Raw genomic sequence first — 20,650 nt, 5'->3', positions numbered from 1 at the left:
TTTATATCTGCATAGATAAACTTATTTAGTGTTCAATAAAGTCTTTGATTTGTTGCGCTTTTTGGCTAATGCCTAATATCCCATTTAAGTGACCTGAATCACCTAGCAACTCTTCTAATTGGCTGTCTTTGCCCAAATCTACAAGCTGTTTATTTGCATCATGGCTGAGGTAAGGCATCAGTAACAAATCATTAGCTGAAGGCAAAAAAAGGCTTTTGGCTTTGATATTTTTAAGGCCTTCGGCAAGAGTTTCACCGTGACCGGCGATAAACAATTGGGATGCCCTGATTAAATATAAAAGATGATTAGCGTCAGATAATTTAGCTCTGGTTTCTGCCCGCTCCCTAAGCCAGCTCACAATAGAATATGTGCCTTCAATTGAGTGCAGGGGTCCTGTTTGTAACGCCTGATGATTTACTGCTTTTGTGATGCCAATTTGATTGAAGGCTTTTGGGGTCAATGCGTCTTGCGTAATAAACATTAACGCTGCGATTAGCCCTTCGGTAGGAGGAGTATGTGTATAATAATCGCCGTTTCGCCAATTTGGGTCGAGTCGAATAGGAATAGCCCAACGTTCTAATAAAACGGTGGCCCATGCATCACTTTGAGCACTGCCAATCACCGATATCATTCTAGGCACCCAGTCTGGGTAAGCGGCTGCCCAGTCGATTGCTTGCATCGAACCCATTGATGCCCCTATAACAGCGTGTAACTTAGTTATGCCTAAACTTTCTAGCACCAGTTTTTGTACTTCAACAAAGTCTCGGATAGTCACGACTGGAAAATCTAAACCATAAGCCTTACCTGTATCAGGGTTGATAGACGCAGGTCCAGTCGTAATGACATTAGGATCGTTCACGCCAAGATTAGCTAAACTGTCTACGCTAATAACATAAAATTTATTGGTATCAATGGCTTTGCCAGGACCAATTAATGCGTCCCAATAACCTGGTTGTTGATCTTCTTTGGCGTATTTTCCTGCAGCGTGTGAATTAGCTGAAAAGTAGTGAGTGACTAATATTACATTGTCTTTTTTGACGTTTAACTTGCCATAACTCTCCCAGCCCACAACCACTTTTTTAATGGTTTCGCCATTAAAGGTTTTGAAATTTGCTGTTTCAAAACGTTGTTTGACTACCATTAAGTCTGCTGATGTAAATGCACTAAATAACAAGACAACACACATAGCTAAATATTTACTGTGTCTTAATATCGGATATTTCATATCAATTGATTCCTGCTTATTTTCCGCAATGTGTTTATGTAAAACTAAATATAGCTATGGCTAATACCACGCCACATAGTGGCACAACAACTGTCAGTGCGCCCAATGCCCAATAGGCTTGTTGATGGGTTTCTTGACAGATTGCTCGAATGGTTGTTACCACATAACCATTATGCGGTAATGAATCTAAGGCTCCAGACGAGATAGATACAATCCTATGCAGCTCTTCAGGGTCGACCCCTTGTTCTAAATAACCAGGAGCCAGAAGAGGCAAAGCGATAACTTGACCACCAGACGCAGAGCCTGTTAATCCCGCGATGACACTAATGGCGATAGCGGCCCCAATTAATTCGTTACCGGGTATTTGTGACATCATTTCGACAGCTGTTTGAAATGCTGCTGTTGATTTGGCAATGCTACCAAAGCCTACTACCGCTGCTGTATTGCCGATAGCAATAAGCGCACCGGTGGTCCCAGCTGTCACGGCATTTTGTAAGTTGTGAAAATACTTAAAGTTAATCGCCATTAAACATAACACACCGCCACCTAACGCCACTATTAATGCTAGTTGCTGCAGAGAATCATGTAATAAGAATGATAAAACCAACACCACAAAAAGCGGAATAATACCGGTGAAAGGGTGGGGGTAATCGCGCTCTGGGATTGCAGGATCATGATCACGTGCCTCAAAATGTTCACCGTTAGCCACGGCTTTATTGATCATTTTGCTCATCCACCAAAAACCAAAGCTTGCCATAAATATGGCCACGACTAAGCTGACTTCCCACGCAGCAAAAGGTGACGTACCTAAGTATTTAATAGGGATCCAGTTTTGAATTTCAGGTGAACCGGCGGATGTCATAGTAAACGTCACTGAACCAAAGGCCAGTGCTGCAGGGATAAAGCGTCTCGGCAGATTAGCATCTTTAAACAAGCTAAGTGCCATGGGGTAAACTGAAAATGCCACCACAAATACACTGACTCCACCGTAGGTGAGCACTGCACAGGCTAATACCACTGCCACCACAGCTTGTTGTCTACCTAGTTTGCTAATGATCCATCTAGCTAATGAGTCTGCCGCACCGGTATCTTCCATAAATTTGCCAAATAATGAACCTAGCAAAAACATAAAAAACCAAGACGCTATAAAGCCTGAAAAACCTTGCATGTAATTAGTAACAAAGTTGATGTCTCCGATAAAAATAGGTAAACCACTGGTCAGTGCGACTATGAGTGCACACAGAGGGGCAGCTATAAATAAATTCATTCCGCGAATAGTTAATACTATAAGCAGCAATAACCCACCTATGAGGCCGATTAAACTAAGCATATTATATGTTTCCTTTAAATTGAGTCAGTGACCGCAGACCAACAGAAAGGATAATTGCATTGTGAAGTAAAGCCTGAACAATGCCATAGTACTATGGTACTAAAGACGGCGAGTCAGTTCTGGATTAAGGTTACTTAGACCGCAGCAGATAGAAAACAATAAAACCTACATCCAAGGACACATAATGAACAATATAAAAAATATCCAACGTTTGGCTGCTACTAAACAATTATTTAATCAATCACTCTGCGCTGTGGCAGTAGGAGCAGTCTTACTTGCAAGCAGCAATCTGCACGCCCAACAGAACGAACAGAAGAAAGGCCTTGAACGAATAGAGGTAACAGCCCGTAAAACGGTTGAAAGTTTGCAAGAAGTACCAGTTTCAATCACCTCGATTGGTTCTGTTGAACTGGATGAAAAAGGCATTTCGGTGCTAACCGAAATTCAGCAATTTTCCCCTAACACCACTTTGCAGAACAGTCGTGGTACTAACTCCACCTTAACCGCATTTATTCGTGGGGTTGGTCAGCAAGATCCACTTTGGGGTTATGAACCAGGCGTTGGAATTTATATTGATGATGTTTATGTAGCCCGTCCTCAAGGTGCTGTTTTTGACTTGTTAGACGTTGAGCGCATAGAGGTTTTACGTGGTCCGCAAGGCAGTTTGTACGGTAAAAATACGGTAGGCGGTGCACTTAAATACATAACTAAAGAGATGAGTGGCGACACTGAGCTAAATGTACAGGGCACATTAGGTAACTATAACCAGCGCGATCTCAAAGTAACCGGCCAATTTCCGATAATTGAAGATAAATTGTATGTTGGATTTGGTTTAGCTGACTTGTCTCGTGATGGATATGGCGAATATTTGCAATCAGCCTTACCCAATCAGGATTTAGAAAACTACAACAAAGATCTAACTGCAGCGCGAGTCACCATAGAATTTACCCCAAGAGACGATTTGTTTTTTCGTTTAGCCTGGGATAAAACAACCGATGACTCTAATTCCAAAGGCGGCTATCGTTTATTACCCAGCCTATTAACTGATGCACCGGTACCAGACAGTGTTTTTGATTCCTACACAAGTTTGCCAACGGAAAACAAAGTAGAATTGGAAGGCATAAGTCTAACTGCGCGCTGGGATATAAATGATGCTATGAGCCTCAAATATACTGGCTCCACACGTGAAAGTTACTCACCTACCAATATTGACTTTGATAATACTGCTCTTGATATTTTTGATGTCCCAGCTATTTATGAAGACGATAATAGCTCCCATGAAGTGCAATTTAATTATTCCGGCGATGGTTTAAATGTCGTCGGTGGTATTTACTATTATGATGGTGAGTCTTGTGGACAGTTTGAAGCAATATTAGGATTTTTGGGGCGTGCTGCATTTGGCACTCCGGGTTTAACTCGTGAGGTGAGTGGTTGTAACAACAGTGAAAGTACTGCAATCTATGCCCAAGGTTCTTATGATATTACCGAACAATTATCGGTCACTATCGGTGCTCGATATACAGACGAAGAAAAACAAGCAGTAGTCAAAAATGGTTTGATATTTGATAATGTTTATCCTGAATCAGCTTGGATCCCAGGCTATGTCCGTCCAAGTGGTGACATAGTACCTCAAGTTTTAGGCAGTGACTCAAATGGAGACGGTGTTTTAGATGCTCCCTCAGTTCAAAGCTGGTCGCGTTTTACGCCTAGAATAGGATTAGAATATCAAGCGAATCCAGACTTGATGCTTTTTGCCAGTTATTCACAGGGCTTTAAATCTGGTACGTTTAACCCTCGTGCAACAGTTAACGAACCAGGGGTTGAACCAGAGATTGTCGATTCAATTGAAGTGGGCATGAAGAGTGATTGGTCAGATAACTTGCGGGTTAACTTAACCTTGTTCTCTCTGGATCATAAAGACCGCCAGTATATTGGTTTACTCCCTACTGATGATGTCACAGTGTTAAATCAGTTTCTGTCTAACGTGGCGGCGACATCAGCAACTGGCATAGAGGCAGAAATAACCTACTTAGCAACGGATAATCTAACCTTTGATTTCTCACTAGGTACAATTAATTCTAAAATTGAAGAAAATAACGCAGTTCCACCCCTTATCGGCATTTCAAATACACCTGATTTAACCTATAACCTTGCTGCAAATTATGTGATGGAAAGCGATATGGGTGCCTTTACCTTTAACGCTAATTATTATTATCGAGGTGATTATCGCCTATTTGAAGACAGTGACCTGCTTCAAGAAGAAGGTTACGGTATTCTCAATGCCAGCGTTAATTGGCAAAGTGATGGTGGTCAATGGTACGGCGGTTTACATCTTAAAAACTTAACGGATGAAGAGTATTTAGTCGGTGGTTATAATTTTGCTGTAGATAATGGCGATGGAACCTATGGACCAGGATTAGGTGGCGATACTACTCTAATCGGTTATTATGGCGACCCCCGCTCAGTTAGCTTAACCGTTGGTTATCGGTTTTAAACTAAGCTGGTATTTTTTAAGGCAGCTTCGGCTGCCTTTTTGCGTTTATCCATTGGCTTAACTCTAAAATAATCATACTCTTACATTCTATTGTTAATTCAATTAGTTCTAGCTCCTAAAGGTTTTATTGATGCAAGCACGAGCCATTGTTGCAGATGATCACCCCTTATTCCGTAGTGCATTAAAGCACGCTGTTTTAGGTACATTAGGTGACAACATATTAGAATCCGCGAGTTTTGACGAAACCTTGGATTTATTAAACATTCATCAAAATATTGAACTGGTGTTTTTGGATTTAAATATGCCAGGTAATCATGGGCTTACTGGACTTACTGTATTGCGTAATCATTACCCTGATGTACTGGTAGTCATAGTGTCAGCAGAAGAGCGCTCGGAAATTATTAAAAAAGCTATCGACTTTGGTTCCAGCGGCTATATCCCCAAATCTACCCCGTTACCGGTTATCACTCAAGCCGTGGTGCAAATATTAGATGGTCAAATTTGGGTGCCAGAAGACATGCTAAGCGATGTGAAACATCTTGACAACTCCCAATACAAAACTTTTGCTACTAGACTCGAATTGCTCACTCCACATCAATTTAGAGTGTTGCAATTGATGGCCGATGGACTGCTAAATAAACAAATTGCCCACGAATTTCAAGTGAGTGAGTCCACCATTAAACAACATGTATCTGCGGTCTTGAATAAACTCGGCTTCAATAACCGCACTCAGGCAGGAGTGATGTTTAAAAGTGTAATGAGCACAATAGAGGGTGAGCATATGAGTGACTTCTAAGCTCTATTAACTTGCATGAAATAGTACCATAGCCTCCATGCACTGATTATTACTTAAGCTACATATACCTATCTACTTTAGCATAGTGATAATGGGTCCTTTAATTATCTAGCCCTGACTTATTTACTCAGGTGTAATCGAAGAAAAAACAATATTGTCATCAACCACTGACTCATAGCTCAAACTCATCCGATCAAGTATATAATTTTGGTTAAGTCTCCAGGGCTTATCCCGCCCCTGTTTGGGCATCTTATCCAATGACCGAGTAATATAGCCTGAGGTGAAATTAATAAAAGGCTCTGCCTCAATGCCATTAATGGGTAGGACAGGCTGACAGTAATGATGTTGATGCCTATCCATATAGTTAATCAAACGGCATACATACTGTCCGACTAAATCTGACTTCAGGGTCCAAGACGCATTGGTATAACCCATCGAAAACGCGAAGTTAGGCAAGCCACTTAACATCATGCCTTTGTAACAATAACTATCAGCGGCATTAAATGGTTTGTTATCAACGCTTAGTTTATATGAACCGAGTATTTCTAAATTGAGTCCAGTAGCCGTCACAATAATATCTGCTGCCAGTACTTCGCCGGTCTGCAATTTAATCCCATTAGCCGTAAAGGAGTCTATATGTTCAGTGACAACACTAGCCGAACCGCTTTTTATAGCTTTAAACAAATCACCGTCGGGCACTAAGCAAGCCCGTTGGTCCCAAGGTTGGTAACTCGGTTTAAAGTGTTTATCAACAGGATAATCCTCTCCAAGTGCTTCAATTACGCCGTTCCGTATGACTTTCTTTGCAGACTCGGGGCGTCGCCTAGCCATGCTATACATAAACATGCCTTGGAGTATTTTGTTCCAGCGGCTGACACTGTAAGCAAGTTTAGCGGGTAAATAGCGGCGCATCACATTAGCAAATACATCTTGTTCGGATCTTGAGGCAATATAGGTAGGAGAGCGCTGTAACATAGTGACATGACCAGCCGTATTGGCCATGGCTGGAACAATGGTAACAGCAGTTGCACCACTGCCAATTACAATCACGTTTTTACCGGCATAACTGAGGTCTTGTGGCCAATGTTGCGGGTGAATCACTTTACCTGAAAAATTCTCAATGCCTTTAAAATCTGGGGTGTAACCATTATCGTAGTTATAATAACCGGCACCAGAAAAAAGAAACAGCTGACATATTGGCAACACTCTCCCGTTTTAAGATTTTGGATCTCAGTATGCCATTTGGCGCTGGCACTATCCCAGTTGGCCGCGAGCACTTTATGTTCGAATACTATATGTTTATCTATGCCATTTTCAGTTGCGGCTTCAGAAATATAATGTTTGATATCTTGGCCAGGGGAAATGGCTTTTGGCGAACGCCAAGGTTTAAAGTTAAAGCCAAAAGTAAACATGTCTGAATCAGAACGAATTCCGGGATAGCGAAATAGATCCCAAGTGCCGCCCACTTCGCTGCGGGCTTCAATAATAGCGTAAGATTTGGTCGGGCAATGCTTCTGAAGATGATAGGCCGCCCCGATACCGGAAATGCCAGCGCCAATAATTAATACGTCTACTTCGCTTGTTTTTATACTCACTGTATTAATTCTCTATCAACCCTTTCGAACGCAGTAGGCGAGCGAATGTAAGTATCTGATATTATTGCTATTAGCCTTGATAGTCAATTATCTGTTAACTATACATTGTCACTATAATCAGCACCGCTGCCAATGTAAATATAGAGAGTATCAAACAATTTATTTTGAGCAAAAATATATAGCTATGCGATTTATTGCTTATTAGCTTAGCTGTCTAGTCGGCATAACCTTTGGAATTTAAAGCTGGATTGTAAAAGGGATTAATCACACGACTTTGCATTAAACCCAATAGGTCATAGAAACAAGCTATATTGAGAGTTCTCAATAAATCTAACACAAAAAAACCAGCTATTTAGCTGGTTTTTTAACTTTCAGTAAAGTAAGCCTTGTTAGGTACTTTTTATTGTTGTGACTTTATTCTTCATCTTCTACCAGTGTCATGAGTGAAGTATTACCACCGGAAGCAGTAGTATCAATGCTAACCGTTTTTTCAGTTAACAAACGCTGAATCAGATGGTCATAATACTCCGCGGTAATAACAGGCAGTATTGCTCCTGTGCGTTTGGCTAGGATTTGTACCATATAACTGGAACGATCACTTTCACTGTCAATTACCACACCCGCTAGAGATTCTTCGGCTAACAAAGCTTCTAAGTGATGCAGCTTAGCAACCTGAAATACACTTTCAGGTGCGCCAGTTGCAATAAACTGTTCGCGAAACTCTATAGCTTCAGCATAAAACAGTTCAGATACTACTGATATGACTACATTTCCTGTGGCCAAAGCGGTCACAATGGATAATATCCAATATTCAAACGTCACATCTTTATCAGCGAAACACACTAAAACGCCTCTAGGCTCCAAATACAACACATTGGATTCACCCGTCGGTCCAGGTAAAAACTTAGGTTTTTTCAGACGTTTTTCGATACTGATTAATTGCGATCGCGCTGCTGCTAAGGTGGAATTTAAATCATCAGCTAGTTCTTCAACTATATCCACTTTGGCAATAGTTGCGAGTAGTTGACGCACTGACGACAGACGAGTATTTAAATCCGTTAAACGCCATTCATTTTCGGTAGTGTGAGCATTTTTCATGAAAACGGCAGCTTGTTGCTTGGCCTCTTCGTTACTTTCTAGTGCTTTATCGGTGTTAGGCATTAATTCAGTGATAGCCCGTGGTGTTGATTTTTCAAGCATCAGGCGCGTTAAGTAATTGGGTCCTCCTGCTTTTGGACCTGTTCCAGAAAGTCCGCGGCCACCAAAGGGCTGAACCCCGACTATGGCTCCAATCATATTACGGTTTACATAAACGTTACCGGCGCGAGACAGTTTGACTAATTCCATGGCTCTAGCATCAATACGAGTGTGAATACCCATAGTCAAACCAAAACCTGTGGCATTAATTTTCTCCACCGTTTTTTCAAGATCATCTGCTTTGAATCGTACTATGTGCACACAAGGACCAAATACTTCACGCTTGAGTACTGAAATATCTGCTATTTGATATAGTTTAGGTGCAAAGAAGGTACCTTTATTGGCGGGCACTTTGCACTCATATAACAAGGTACCATTATGTTGCATATCTTCTGTATGGGCTTGTAAATTAGCCAATGCTTTTTGGTCAATAACTGGGCCAATATCGGTAGACAGATAAGCAGGGTCGCCCACACTTAATTCATGCAGTGCACCGATTAACATTTCGGTGACGGTGTCCGCTATTTCTTCTTGTAAAAATAGTACTCGCAGTGCTGAACAGCGTTGCCCAGCACTTTGAAAACCAGAGGCGATAACGTCATCAACCACTTGTTCTGGTAAGGCTGTGGAGTCAACAATCATGCAGTTTTGACCACCTGTTTCGGCTATCAGAGGGACTTGCTCACCACCTCTTTGTGCCAAAGCGTTAGCAATCACATTACCGGTGACGGTGGAACCGGTGAACATAACCGCTTTGATCCGCTCATCGGGTAACAGCATTTCTCCCACGTCAGGCCCCTCAGCAATCACTGACTGCACCACACCTGCTGGTAGACCCACATACTCCATTAACTGCAAAGCGCGTAGGGCAATTAAACTGGTTTGCTCCGCGGGTTTGGCAATCACGGTGTTACCGGTCACAATAGCTGCAGCGACTTGACCTAAAAATATAGCCAAAGGGAAATTCCACGGGCTAATACACAACACCACACCGCGCGGTGCTAATCTGTCATCTTCTGCCAGCTCTTCTGCCCGAGCAGCATAATAACGGCAAAAGTCGACTGCTTCGCGGACTTCATCTACACCGTCTGATGTCACTTTACCTGCTTCTTTTATACACAGTGCAATCAATTCATCCATGTGGCGTTCAAGGATGTCAGCAGTGCGACGTAGCAAGTCCGCTCTTTCAGTCATAGGCGTTTTTGACCAGCTAGCAAAGGTATTGTGGGCAGTTGTTAACTTTTCCGCCATTTCTTGTTTGGTATCGAAATGATGAAAGCCAATTATTTCATCCAAATTGGCAGGGTTGCGCACGGCATGACAACCTTTAGGCACTTGTTCTTCAGTTAATAAATGCTCTTCAAACCAAGTATCAATTGCCGCTTTGAGCGGGGTGATATGATTTATATCAGTGACGTCAATACCTTTTGAGTTGTCTCTTTCTGCACCGTATAAATTAATAGGTTTTTGAATTTGGTCGTTATATTTAAATTTTAAGCGTTGGGTCTTTTCAACTGGATCTTCGAGTAAGGACTCAACCGGTCTGGATACGTCAACGATGGCATTCACAAATGATGAATTCGCACCGTTTTCAAGTAGACGACGCACCAAATATGCTAATAAATCTTCATGCTCTCCTACCGGGGCGTAAATACGGCATTGAATATTTTCCAAAGATACTATCTGGTCATACAGGCTGTCACCCATACCGTGCAAGCACTGAAACTCAAAGCCTTCTTTGTCATCACCAGCTAACTCTACTATTACCGCTGCGGTATAAGCATTATGGGTAGCAAATTGTGGGTAGATGGTATTTCGATAATCGAGTAAGCGATTCGCACAGGCATGATATGACACGTCCGTAGAAGACTTACGGGTAAATACCGGAAAGTGTTCAAGACCATCTTTTTGGGCATTTTTAATTTCGGTATCCCAATATGCGCCTTTCACTAATCTGACCATCAATTTGCGACCCACTTTTTCAGTCAACTCTCGTAACCAGTCAATCACATACATGGCACGTTTTTGATAAGACTGCACGGCTAGACCGAAGCCGTCCCAGCCAGCCAAGTCAGGATCACTGAATACCTGTTCAATGATATCTAGAGAGATGTCTAAACGTTCGGATTCTTCAGCATCGACAGTTAAACCGATGTCATATTCTTTTGCTAGCAAACACAATTCTTTTAGTTTGGGAGGGATTTCTGCCATCACTCTTTCTCTATGAGTAAACTCATAACGAGGGTGAATCGCTGATAACTTAACTGAGATCCCAGGGCTTTTTCTTGGGCCTTTGCCTTTTGCTGCATTACCAATTACCTTTATTGCTTGTGCATAAGCATTATAGTAATCATCGGCATCTTTTTGGGTTCTGGCTCCTTCACCTAGCATGTCGTAAGAATAAACATAGCCTTTACGCTCTTTTTCTTCAGCACGCTGTACCGCGTCTTCAATGGTTTCACCCATCACAAACTGTTGGCCCATAACCTTCATAGCGATATTCATGGCTTTACGAATAACCGGCTCGCCAACCTTACCCAAGGTTTTTTTCAAGAAACCAAATTTATTTTTTTGATTGGCATAATTAACCAGACCACCGGTCAGTAGTAAGCCCCAAGAAGAAGCGTTGACAAATAATGAATCGCTGTTGCCTAAATGTGAACTCCACTGACCTTTGGATAATTTGTCGCTGATCAATTTGTCTTGTGTACGTTTGTCTGGTACTCGCAATAACGCTTCTGCAAGACACATTAGTACAACGCCTTCGGCGGAAGATAAAGAATATTCATTGAGCAAGGCTTCAACGACGCCGGTGCCTTCCTGATCGTTACGAATTTGTAGCACCATTTTACGTGCTCTTTCCCAAGCGCGGCTGCGGGCACGCATGTTGACTTCTGCATCTGGCAAAATGTGTTCAACGGCAAGATTTTCATCAATTCGATAAAAATCGCGAATTTTTTGACGAGTGGCTGACTCAGTGACTAGGTTACCGTCAAACAACATATACAACTCCAAATAGCTGGAAAATAAAACTTAAAAATAAACTGAAAATGATGCTGTTTTGTTAGCTCATTTAACGCGAAGTGCAGTATATAGATAGCAAAGACTGGCGACAACGTTTGTGGCCAGTATTATTTGGTTACGTAGATAGGAAAATTCTGGATCCAAACCTATTATTAATACATTTTAGGCATTTTTTTGCTTATTTCTAATATTTAAGGTTTAGCCGCTTCCGTTTGGTTTGCAGTTGGCAGGTAATGTGATGTGTTGTTTTAAAAACCAGTTAAGTAAGTCTAGGGATAATAAATCGTATCAAAATATTTACATTTGCCGGTTTTAATAACAATCTAGACATTTTTTCAGAATGTCCTCTTTGGCATTTTTAATCGAAATAACCTAAGCTGCTGGCGTCCAGATTTAGCGGTATAACCGCATTAAAAAATTAATTCGCCAAAACCGCCAAACAACAAAAATTAGATGTCCTATCAAGGGTACATTTATTTTAGGTTTTAGACATGACTAAAGAGAGTAAATAATGGCAGACTTATTTGAAAATCCAGCGGGTTTAGACGGATTTGAATTCATTGAATTTTCTTCCCCTGAAAAAGGGCAGCTAGAGAAAGTGTTTACAGTGATGGGATTTATTCAAATTGCAAATCACCGAACCAAGGATGCCCAATTATGGCGTCAAGGTGGCATTAACTTAATTGCTAACTATGAGCCAAAATCTGCGGCTTGGTATTTTGCTCGTGAACATGGCCCATCAGCATGTGGAATGGGTTTTAGAGTTAAAAATGCGGTTAACTCTTATAATCACTTATTAGCACAAGGAGCAGAGCCAGTCGTTGTTGAAACGGGTCCTATGGAGCTACGTTTACCTGCTATTCGTGGAATTGGTAATGCTATTATCTATCTGATTGACCGATACGGTGATGAACTTTCTATTTATGACATCGACTTTGATTATATTGATGGCGTTGACCGTAACCCAGTAGGTGCTGGCTTTAACGTAATCGATCATTTAACGCATAACGTTTATGGCGGTCGCATGAAATATTGGGCTGACTTCTACGAAACATTATTCAACTTTAAAGAAGTCCGTTTTTTTGACATTAAAGGTGAATATACAGGCTTGACGTCTAAAGCCCTTACTGCCCCGGATGGGAAAATCCGTATCCCTTTAAATGAAGAAGGTGAAGGTGGTAAAGGTCAAATTGAAGAATTCTTACGTGCATTTAATGGCGAAGGTATTCAACATATTGCGTTCAGTTGCGACGATTTAGTGGCTTGTTGGGATCGCTTGAAAGAAATGGGCATGCCATTTATGACGGCGCCCCCGAAAACATATTATGAGTTGCTTGAAGGACGTTTACCTAAGCATGGTGAGCCCGTTGATGAGCTGCAAACACGGGGTATTTTGATGGATGGAACTACTGAAGATGGCCCAAGGCTACTACTACAAATATTCTCAGAAACCCAATTAGGCCCAGTATTTTTCGAGTTTATTCAACGCAAAGGCGATGATGGTTTTGGGGAAGGTAATTTCAAAGCATTATTCGAATCGATTGAACGTGACCAAATTAATCGTGGTGTTTTGAATACCGATAAAAAAATTGAGGTAAAAGAGGGCGCCTAAGAGCCCTCCTTACATTTTGATCACACTTTTACCGTTATCCAGCGTGACAAAATTCATAACTAAGCACTTTATCTAGGTAGAGCACAATGTCTACTTAGATAAATCCTTCGCTGCATAATCTGTTATGCAACGCTTTGATATGTGTTGGTCCAATTTCACAGCAACCACCAATAATTGATGCTCCGTTTTTGGCCCATGTCATAGCGTGCTCTGCATATCGTTGTGGGCTCATGTCTTGTCGCACTTCTAGTTCTTCGACAGTAGCACCTGGATATAATGCGTCTACTGATAAAAAACCATTGGCATACGCTCCGATTTTGCGTTGTTTCATTTTCAAAAGCGACCAACACGCAGAGATGGCTTCAGGCTGACTGCAGTTTAATAGGGTCGCTTGGGTATCAAATGACTCAAGTGCTAGCAAGGTATCTACCAAGGATTCTCCACTTCTTAATTGCCCTGGGTGTTCATCACTAACTGTTAATGCCACCCAAACAGGTTTACCACTTTCAAGTGCGGCAGTGCAGGCAGCACGTGCCTCGGTTATTGACGACATTGTTTCGCATATAAATAAATCACTTGCCGGTGCTTGGAGTTCAACAAGTTGACGGTAAGTAGCAAGCGAGTCTTCGAAGGATAGGGATACGTCAGGACGATAACTAGCAACCAAGGGTGGCAGGCAGCCCGCTATGGCTACAGTATTGCACTGGGCCAATTCTATTGCTTCTTTAGCTGCATTCATGGCGCGCTGATGAAGGTTTTTTAATTGACTGAATTGGTTTTCTCGTTTTAATCGTTGCGGTGTTGCAGTATAAGTATTGAGAGTGATGACGCGAGCACCACTATCAATAAACTCACGATGCAAATCTCTGACCAGCATTGGCTCGTTCAACATGATATCAGCAGACCACATAGGCGTAATTGCACGTGAGCTTCTTCGCAATAATTCTTGCCCCATGCCTCCATCAAGTAATGTGATTTTACTCATTGTTTTGTTCCTGTTCATATGTAAATAACAACCAATATATTATTTACGGTGTTTTAAGTATTCAAGTTCAGATCTATTGATGATCAATGGATGACCTGTTTTATAAATCGTTTTAATGCAGCAGGCTTAATTGGCTTAGGCAAATAATGTAAATGGGCATCAATTGCTTGTCTTCGTACTTCTTCAGTTCTATCTGCGCTGCTTAATACCGCCGGTATGCTTACTTGCCATTGATTGCGCAGCGCTGCCGCTGCTTCAGCACCGGTTGCACCATTATCTAAGTGGTAGTCTAAAAACAACAAGTTTGGGCATATTGGGCAGTGTGTTAAAGCATCTGATATTTTATTAAACGCATAAACTGTTGCTCCCCAACTGCGTAATAAGTGGCTCACTGCTTCTATTGTATCTTCGTCGTTTTCAATGATCACGACTACTTTATCCTTTAGCAAAACAGCAGAGTCAGCAATCAAATAGCTTTGCGTTGAATCGGTATTAGACACTGCCAATCCTCTAGGCACCGTTATTTCAAAACAGCTTCCATGATTAACGGCAGATTTCACTTCAACAGCATGGCTTAGTAGAGCACTAAAACGTTCTACTATAGTCAGCCCTAGACCTAAACCTTGGTTGTTATTTTGTTGATCAAGCTGATTGAATTCCTCAAATATGGCTTTCTGTTGATCCGCTGCGATGCCTTGACCTGTATCATAGACCCTGATCTTAAGTTGCTGGTTGTGCCTTTTTGCTACTACTAATATTTTACCTGACTCGGTGTAACGTACTGCATTGGAGATCAAGTTTTGAAGAATTCGTCTTAGTAGCTTTTTGTCAGATTGAATAAAACATGTGTTCGCAACATATTTAAGCCCCAAGTCTTTGCGCTTTGCTAAAATGGTAAATTCATTGACTAAAGGTGTAAGTAAATCACTTAGCCTAAAGTGTTGAATATTAGTATTGAGTATGCCTGAATCGAGTCGAGTCATATCCAGTAAAGTGGATAATAGCTCCTCTGCGTTAGCAAGTGATTGAATGAGATTTTGGCTCATTTCAGCCAACTCTTGATTAGGCGCTTTTTCTTTTATAAGTGATGCGAACAAACTCGCGGCATTAAAAGGCTGCATTAAATCGTGACCAGCGGCAGCAAGAAATTTACTTTTACTGTCGTAGGCTTTTTCAGCTTCTTGGCGTGCTTCATCAAGAGCAAGGTTAGCGGTTTGTAATTGTTCTGTGCGCTCAATGACTCGGCTTTCTAAATGTTGTTTCGATTGCTGTAATTGCTGTTGAATATTGATGTAGTCGGTGATATCGCTATAGGTGGTAACAAATCCGCCACCGGGCAGGGGACTACCGTTAACTTCTATAGTCTGTCCGTTTTTTTGTTCGCGCACATATTTGTAATGGCTTCCGACACGCATGTATTGAATACGTTTTTCTATTTCTTCCTCAAGTTGTTCTTTTTTACCAAATAATCCTCTTTGGGCGTTAAATAAAAGTAACTCTTTAATCGGAATGCCGACCTTGATTAAACTTTTTGGATAGTCGAATAACTGAATGTAGCGTTGGTTCCAAGCCAAAAGCGCCAAATTCACATCTACTACACATATTCCTTGTTGAATATGTTCCACAGAGGATTGCAATACTTCATGATTAAAGTGAAAGGTTTGGCTCGCTTCCTCAACCAATTCGACAAGCTCTGCAAGGGCAATATCTTTTTTCTCGGCAATAGCAGAGAGTAAAATTCTGGCACTCACATTTCCGACTTGATTGGCTATTTCATTTTCTATGTTGGCGAGCAGCTTCGGGCTGGCATAAGCCGAATGTTGATCGACTGGCAGGTTGTTAAGCAAAAACTGATGACGGTCTTTATCGAGTACTTTTTCCGTGACGGCGAGTAACTTAGATATTTTGGTAGCTTGATTGAGAGTTGAAAATGCATGTTCCTTTTGGTTGCCTATCTGCTGCTCTTTGCTTGCAGGTAAAATTAAACTAAACAATACAAAACAAAACAGATTGACCAAAAGACTTAGAACAAACCCTGATGCAAGTTGTAAATCATCGGGGGGGAGAGCGAAATAATAACTAGCGATAATGCTTGGCCAAAGTAACCAGTAAACCCAACATAAAGCACCTGCTAATAACGCTATCATAGCCGCTGTTTTATTGCGTTTTTGCCAATATAAACCACCAATAATAATCGGTAACGTTTGGGATAAAAGAGCGATAGCAATAATACCACTTTTGACAAGGGGAGCAGTCTTGCTTATATCCAAGTGATATAAAAAGGCGATGCCCATGACTATTACAACAGTGGCTCGGCGGGTAAATAATACGGCTTTAGGCGTCAAGTTATGTTGTTGTAAGCGTTGTAATTGGATTTTAAGACGCAGTGGCGTGACTAGGTTATTAGATATCATGATCCCCATTGCTAACGTTGCAACCACCACCATACTGGTTGCCGCAGATAATCCGCCAATAAAAGAGATAAGAGCTACACCCGTGTTACCGCCTTGTATCGGTAATGCTAAGGCGTAGGTATCCGTGCTGACTTGCATTGTTTCGTCAAAAATTATGTGGCCAGCAATGCCTATGGGCAAGATAAACACCGTCATCAGGCACAAGTATAATGGGAACATCCAGCGAGCTGTTCTGAGTTCTTCACTACCATTATTTTCGACAAAATTTATATGAAACTGCCTAGGTAAACAAAACATCGAACATACGCCTAACAACATATGGCTTAGGTATACCCATATAGCTGAGTCAGACTGAATTATTTGTAGACTTTTAGGATGCAATTGCGCCTGGCCAAATAGGTCTAATACACCGTCAAACATTACATAACACACATACACACCCACAATCAGTAAAGCCACTAGCTTAACCAGAGATGCAAAAGCGATAGTCAACATTAAACCAGGGTGTTTGTCGCTGGCGCTTAAAGACTGAGTGCCAAATAAAATCGCAAAAAGTGCCATTAAAATAGCGACATAAGCACCAACATTCTCACTCCAACTTACGTCTATACCGACTAATATGGCCACACTTTGGCTGACCGAATCGAGTTGTAATGCAATATAGGGGATGACACCGATTAAACACAATAAAGTGACTAATGCTGCAAGAAGATAAGATTTTTCGAAACGTAAACTAATAAAGTCGGCTAGGGAACTCACTTGGTGCTGATGGCATAACAGACTAATTTTGCGTAAAACCGGATGCGCAAAAAGAAAAACCAGTATCACTCCCAGGTAAGTAGGGACAAACGCCCAACCATATTGAGTGGCTTGCGTGGTGGTTCCAAAAAAAGCCCAAGAAGTGCAGTGCACACCAAGCGCTAGACTGTATATAAATGGATGCTGTTGTTGGCCTTTATAACGTTTGTCGGCCCAAAACGCTAAAGCAAAAAGAACAAGCAAGTAGCAAAGTACTAGTGCTGAAACTGTCCAAACATTGATCATGTGATTGTTTAAAAAATTGAACGTCCAGTACTTTACCTTTAGCGAGTCAAATATGAAAGATAGCTGATTGGTGATTAGTGTTTACAGGTAAATCAAAAAACATCAATTATCAGCCCTTGAAGCTTATAAATATAACCCCATTAATAGTGGCAGTTAAAATTTGCGTAAAGAGTATTCGGAGTTAAGCATGTCAAATGAACAAACACCTCAGCAAGGTGAAGAATTAGATACCAATGCAGATACAGAACAACATGACGCGGATCAAACGATTCTTGAGTTGACTGAAGACCAACAACGTATTGTTGAATTAGAAGCTGCCGTCATTGCCGCAGAAACTAAGATGGTTGAACAAAAAGATTCAGTGATGCGCGCTATAGCTGATGCTGATAACGCTCGTAAACGAGCTCAGGGTGAGATCGACAAAGCCCGCAAATTTGCTTTAGAAAAATTTGCCGCTGAGTTGTTGCCAGTGGCTGACAATTTAGAACGTGCATTACAAGTGGCTAATCCAGAAGACGAAGCCATTAGGTCTATTGTTGATGGTGTTGAAATGACGCTTAAGTCTTTTATTAGCACTATTGAAAAATTTGGTATGTCAGTGATTGATCCGCAAGGTCAACCTTTCAACCCAGAAAAGCATCAAGCTATGTCGATGCAAGAAAACGCAGAGCTGCCACCTAATACAGTGTTAGCAGTGATGCAAAAAGGCTATGAGATAAATGGCCGTTTATTACGCCCTGCCATGGTGCTGGTTACTCGAGCACCAGAGAGCACAGTGGATACTCAAGCCTAATTACACTTCATAATTGAAGTAATCAATTGGCAAAAATAATTACAGTTTTGTGAAGGTTTTTTTAATCAATATGTTGAAAAATTTATTAATAACCCCACAAAGTGTACAAGCTTTTAAGAACATTCTTTTGGAGAAAAACTAATGGGTAGAATCATTGGAATAGATTTAGGTACTACTAACTCATGTGTGGCAGTACTAGATGGTGGCGTAGCCAAAGTATTAGAGAACGCAGAAGGGGATCGTACAACTCCTTCCATCATCGCTTATACACAAGATGGTGAAATATTGGTTGGCCAGCCTGCTAAACGTCAAGCTGTAACTAACCCACAAAACACATTATTCGCCATAAAGCGTTTAATCGGCCGTCGCTGGGAAGATAAAGAAATACAACGTGATATCGACATCATGCCTTTCAAAATTGTCAAAGCTGACAACGGTGATGCTTGGGTTGAAGCGAAAGGCGAAAAAATGGCACCACCACAGATATCTGCTGAAGTCTTGAAGAAAATGAAAAAGACGGCTGAAGATTATCTAGGTGAAGAAGTAACAGCCGCGGTTATTACGGTTCCTGCTTATTTTAATGATTCTCAGCGTCAAGCAACGAAAGATGCAGGCCGTATAGCGGGTCTTGAAGTAAAACGTATCATCAACGAGCCAACTGCTGCTGCTCTTGCCTACGGCATGGATAAGAAAAAAGGCGATAGCGTTGTAGCTGTTTATGACTTAGGTGGTGGTACATTCGATATCTCTATTATCGAAATCGACGAAGCCGATGGTGAGCATACGTTTGAAGTATTAGCGACTAACGGTGACACCCATTTAGGTGGTGAAGATTTTGATAACAAAGTTATTAACTATCTAGTTGAAGAATTCAAGAAAGACTCGGGCATGGACTTGCGCAAAGACCCATTGGCCATGCAACGCTTAAAAGAAGCTGGCGAGAAAGCTAAGATTGAACTTTCTTCTGCTCAACAAACTGAAGTGAATTTGCCTTATATCACAGCTGATGCGTCGGGCCCTAAACACCTGACTATTAAGCTTACTCGTGCAAAACTTGAGTCTTTGGTTGAATCAATGGTTAAAGCAACACTTGAGCCACTCAAACAAGCGTTATCTGATGCCGATTTATCTGTAGGTGATATCAACGATATTATCTTGGTAGGTGGTCAAACACGTATGCCTATGGTTCAGAAGTATGTAACTGAATTCTTTGGTAAAGAGCCACGTAAAGATGTGAACGCAGATGAAGCCGTTGCAGTGGGCGCCGCAATTCAAGGTGGCGTATTATCTGGTGATGTGAAAGACGTATTGTTACTTGACGTAACCCCTCTTTCTTTAGGAATCGAAACAATGGGTGGTGTGATGACTGCTCTAATCGAGAAAAACACCACCGTACCTACTAAGAAATCTCAGACTTTCTCAACAGCTGAAGATAACCAAGCTGCAGTAACGATTCATTGTCTGCAAGGTGAGCGTAAGCAAGCCTCAGGCAACAAATCTCTGGGTCAATTTAATCTAGAAGGTATTCGAGCTGCTCAACGTGGAGCTCCTCAAATTGAAGTGACTTTTGATATCGATGCTGATGGTATTTTACATGTTTCTGCGAAAGACAAAGACACAGGTAAAGAGCAAAAAATCACCATTAAAGCATCTTCTGGTTTAAGTGAAGAAGAAGTTGAAAAAATGGTTCAAGATGCTGAAGCAAACAAAGAAGCTGATGCTAAATTTGAAGAGCTTGTACAAGCGCGTAACCAAGCTGACGGCATGATACATAGTACTCGTAAACAAGTTGAAGAAGCTGGCGATGCATTGAGTGAAGAAGATAAAACTGAAATTGAAACCGCTGTAGTTGCTCTTGAAGGAGCAGTTAAAGAAGGTGACAAAGAAGGAATTGAAACTAAAACTCAAGAACTTATTCAAGCTTCTGCCAAGTTAATGGAAGTAGCTCAAGCTAAAGCTGCTGCTGATGGCGCAGCTCAAGGTGGCGCTGATCCAAACTAATGCAGGCGACAAAATCACAAGATGATGATGTGGTTGACGCTGTAGTTTGAAGAAGTAGAAAGAAGAACGAAAAAAGTAAATTTTTAGATAACTTGACTGTTGAGGCGACTCAATAGTGTAACTCGGCGCAGCAGCTCACA

General features: G+C 41.4%; 11 protein-coding genes and 1 pseudogene. 5 read left to right on the top strand and 7 right to left on the bottom strand.

Annotated features, from left to right (window positions below; translation table 11 throughout):
- Positions 1-25 precede the first annotated feature (25 nt).
- Both C427_RS13225 and C427_RS13220 read right to left on the bottom strand, forming a co-directional pair.
- Complete coding sequence (locus C427_RS13225) at positions 26-1,225, bottom strand: E22 family MetX-like putative esterase (RefSeq protein WP_007641633.1); 1,200 nt, start codon at positions 1,223-1,225, stop codon at positions 26-28.
- 34 nt (positions 1,226-1,259) lie between these two features.
- Entirely contained in the window at positions 1,260-2,555 is a 1,296-nt protein-coding gene (locus C427_RS13220; protein WP_007641634.1) for a GntP family permease, read from the bottom strand.
- 184 nt (positions 2,556-2,739) lie between these two features.
- Here C427_RS13220 and C427_RS13215 point away from each other — a divergent pair, with 184 nt between their 5' ends.
- Both C427_RS13215 and C427_RS13210 read left to right on the top strand, forming a co-directional pair.
- Entirely contained in the window at positions 2,740-5,049 is a 2,310-nt protein-coding gene (locus C427_RS13215; RefSeq protein ID WP_007641635.1) for a TonB-dependent receptor, read from the top strand.
- A gap of 130 nt (positions 5,050-5,179) precedes the next feature.
- On the top strand, positions 5,180-5,845 hold the full coding sequence (locus C427_RS13210; protein WP_007641636.1) for a response regulator transcription factor: 666 nt from the start codon (positions 5,180-5,182) through the stop codon (positions 5,843-5,845).
- A 123-nt stretch (positions 5,846-5,968) separates the two neighbouring features.
- Here the strand turns inward: C427_RS13210 and C427_RS13205 are convergent, their stop codons facing one another.
- The 3 genes from C427_RS13205 to putA form a co-directional block, all read right to left on the bottom strand.
- Positions 5,969-7,048: a flavin-containing monooxygenase gene (locus tag C427_RS13205; protein ID WP_236613699.1), complete on the bottom strand. Its 1,080-nt coding sequence runs from the start codon at positions 7,046-7,048 to the stop codon at positions 5,969-5,971.
- Positions 6,943-7,440 carry an FAD-dependent oxidoreductase gene (locus C427_RS27560; RefSeq protein WP_015430929.1) on the bottom strand — a complete coding sequence of 166 codons (498 nt, stop codon included), beginning with the start codon at positions 7,438-7,440 and terminating at the stop codon, positions 6,943-6,945. The genes C427_RS13205 and C427_RS27560 overlap by 106 nt, the downstream gene beginning before the upstream one ends.
- 414 nt (positions 7,441-7,854) lie before the next feature.
- Positions 7,855-11,640 (bottom strand): bifunctional proline dehydrogenase/L-glutamate gamma-semialdehyde dehydrogenase PutA, encoded by a 3,786-nt coding sequence (gene putA / locus C427_RS13200; RefSeq protein WP_007641642.1) that lies wholly within the window; start codon positions 11,638-11,640, stop codon positions 7,855-7,857.
- A 532-nt stretch (positions 11,641-12,172) separates the two neighbouring features.
- On the opposite strand from putA, the gene hppD reads away from it, so the two are divergent.
- Complete coding sequence (gene hppD / locus C427_RS13195; RefSeq protein WP_007641643.1) at positions 12,173-13,273, top strand: 4-hydroxyphenylpyruvate dioxygenase; 1,101 nt, start codon at positions 12,173-12,175, stop codon at positions 13,271-13,273.
- 94 nt (positions 13,274-13,367) lie between these two features.
- On the opposite strand, the gene C427_RS13190 is transcribed toward hppD, so the two are convergent.
- Entirely contained in the window at positions 13,368-14,258 is an 891-nt protein-coding gene (locus C427_RS13190; protein WP_007641645.1) for a homocysteine S-methyltransferase family protein, read from the bottom strand.
- Positions 14,259-14,341: 83 nt separating this feature from the next.
- Positions 14,342-17,716 (bottom strand): PAS domain-containing hybrid sensor histidine kinase/response regulator, encoded by a 3,375-nt coding sequence (locus C427_RS13185; protein WP_007641647.1) that lies wholly within the window; start codon positions 17,714-17,716, stop codon positions 14,342-14,344.
- Positions 17,717-17,903: 187 nt separating this feature from the next.
- On the opposite strand from C427_RS13185, the gene grpE reads away from it, so the two are divergent.
- Together grpE and dnaK are read left to right on the top strand one after the other, a co-directional pair.
- Entirely contained in the window at positions 17,904-18,509 is a 606-nt protein-coding gene (grpE, locus tag C427_RS13180; protein WP_007641649.1) for a nucleotide exchange factor GrpE, read from the top strand.
- 141 nt (positions 18,510-18,650) lie between these two features.
- Positions 18,651-20,597 (top strand): annotated as a pseudogene (dnaK, locus tag C427_RS13175) (molecular chaperone DnaK).
- Positions 20,598-20,650 lie beyond the last annotated feature (53 nt).

The organism is Paraglaciecola psychrophila 170 (genome assembly GCF_000347635.1).
Taxonomy (GTDB): Bacteria; Pseudomonadota; Gammaproteobacteria; order Enterobacterales; family Alteromonadaceae; genus Paraglaciecola; species Paraglaciecola psychrophila.
Note: the sequence above shows the minus strand (reverse complement) of the source record. Positions and strands in the feature narration are given on the sequence as shown.

Coding starts and splice junctions, on each gene's coding strand:
- C427_RS13225 (WP_007641633.1), bottom strand. CDS start 1,225: ATGAAATATCCGATATTAAGACACAGTAAATATTTAGCTATGTGTGTT.
- C427_RS13220 (WP_007641634.1), bottom strand. CDS start 2,555: ATGCTTAGTTTAATCGGCCTCATAGGTGGGTTATTGCTGCTTATAGTA.
- C427_RS13215 (WP_007641635.1), top strand. CDS start 2,740: ATGAACAATATAAAAAATATCCAACGTTTGGCTGCTACTAAACAATTA.
- C427_RS13210 (WP_007641636.1), top strand. CDS start 5,180: ATGCAAGCACGAGCCATTGTTGCAGATGATCACCCCTTATTCCGTAGT.
- putA (WP_007641642.1), bottom strand. CDS start 11,640: ATGTTGTTTGACGGTAACCTAGTCACTGAGTCAGCCACTCGTCAAAAA.
- hppD (WP_007641643.1), top strand. CDS start 12,173: ATGGCAGACTTATTTGAAAATCCAGCGGGTTTAGACGGATTTGAATTC.
- C427_RS13190 (WP_007641645.1), bottom strand. CDS start 14,258: ATGAGTAAAATCACATTACTTGATGGAGGCATGGGGCAAGAATTATTG.
- C427_RS13185 (WP_007641647.1), bottom strand. CDS start 17,716: ATGATCAATGTTTGGACAGTTTCAGCACTAGTACTTTGCTACTTGCTT.
- grpE (WP_007641649.1), top strand. CDS start 17,904: ATGTCAAATGAACAAACACCTCAGCAAGGTGAAGAATTAGATACCAAT.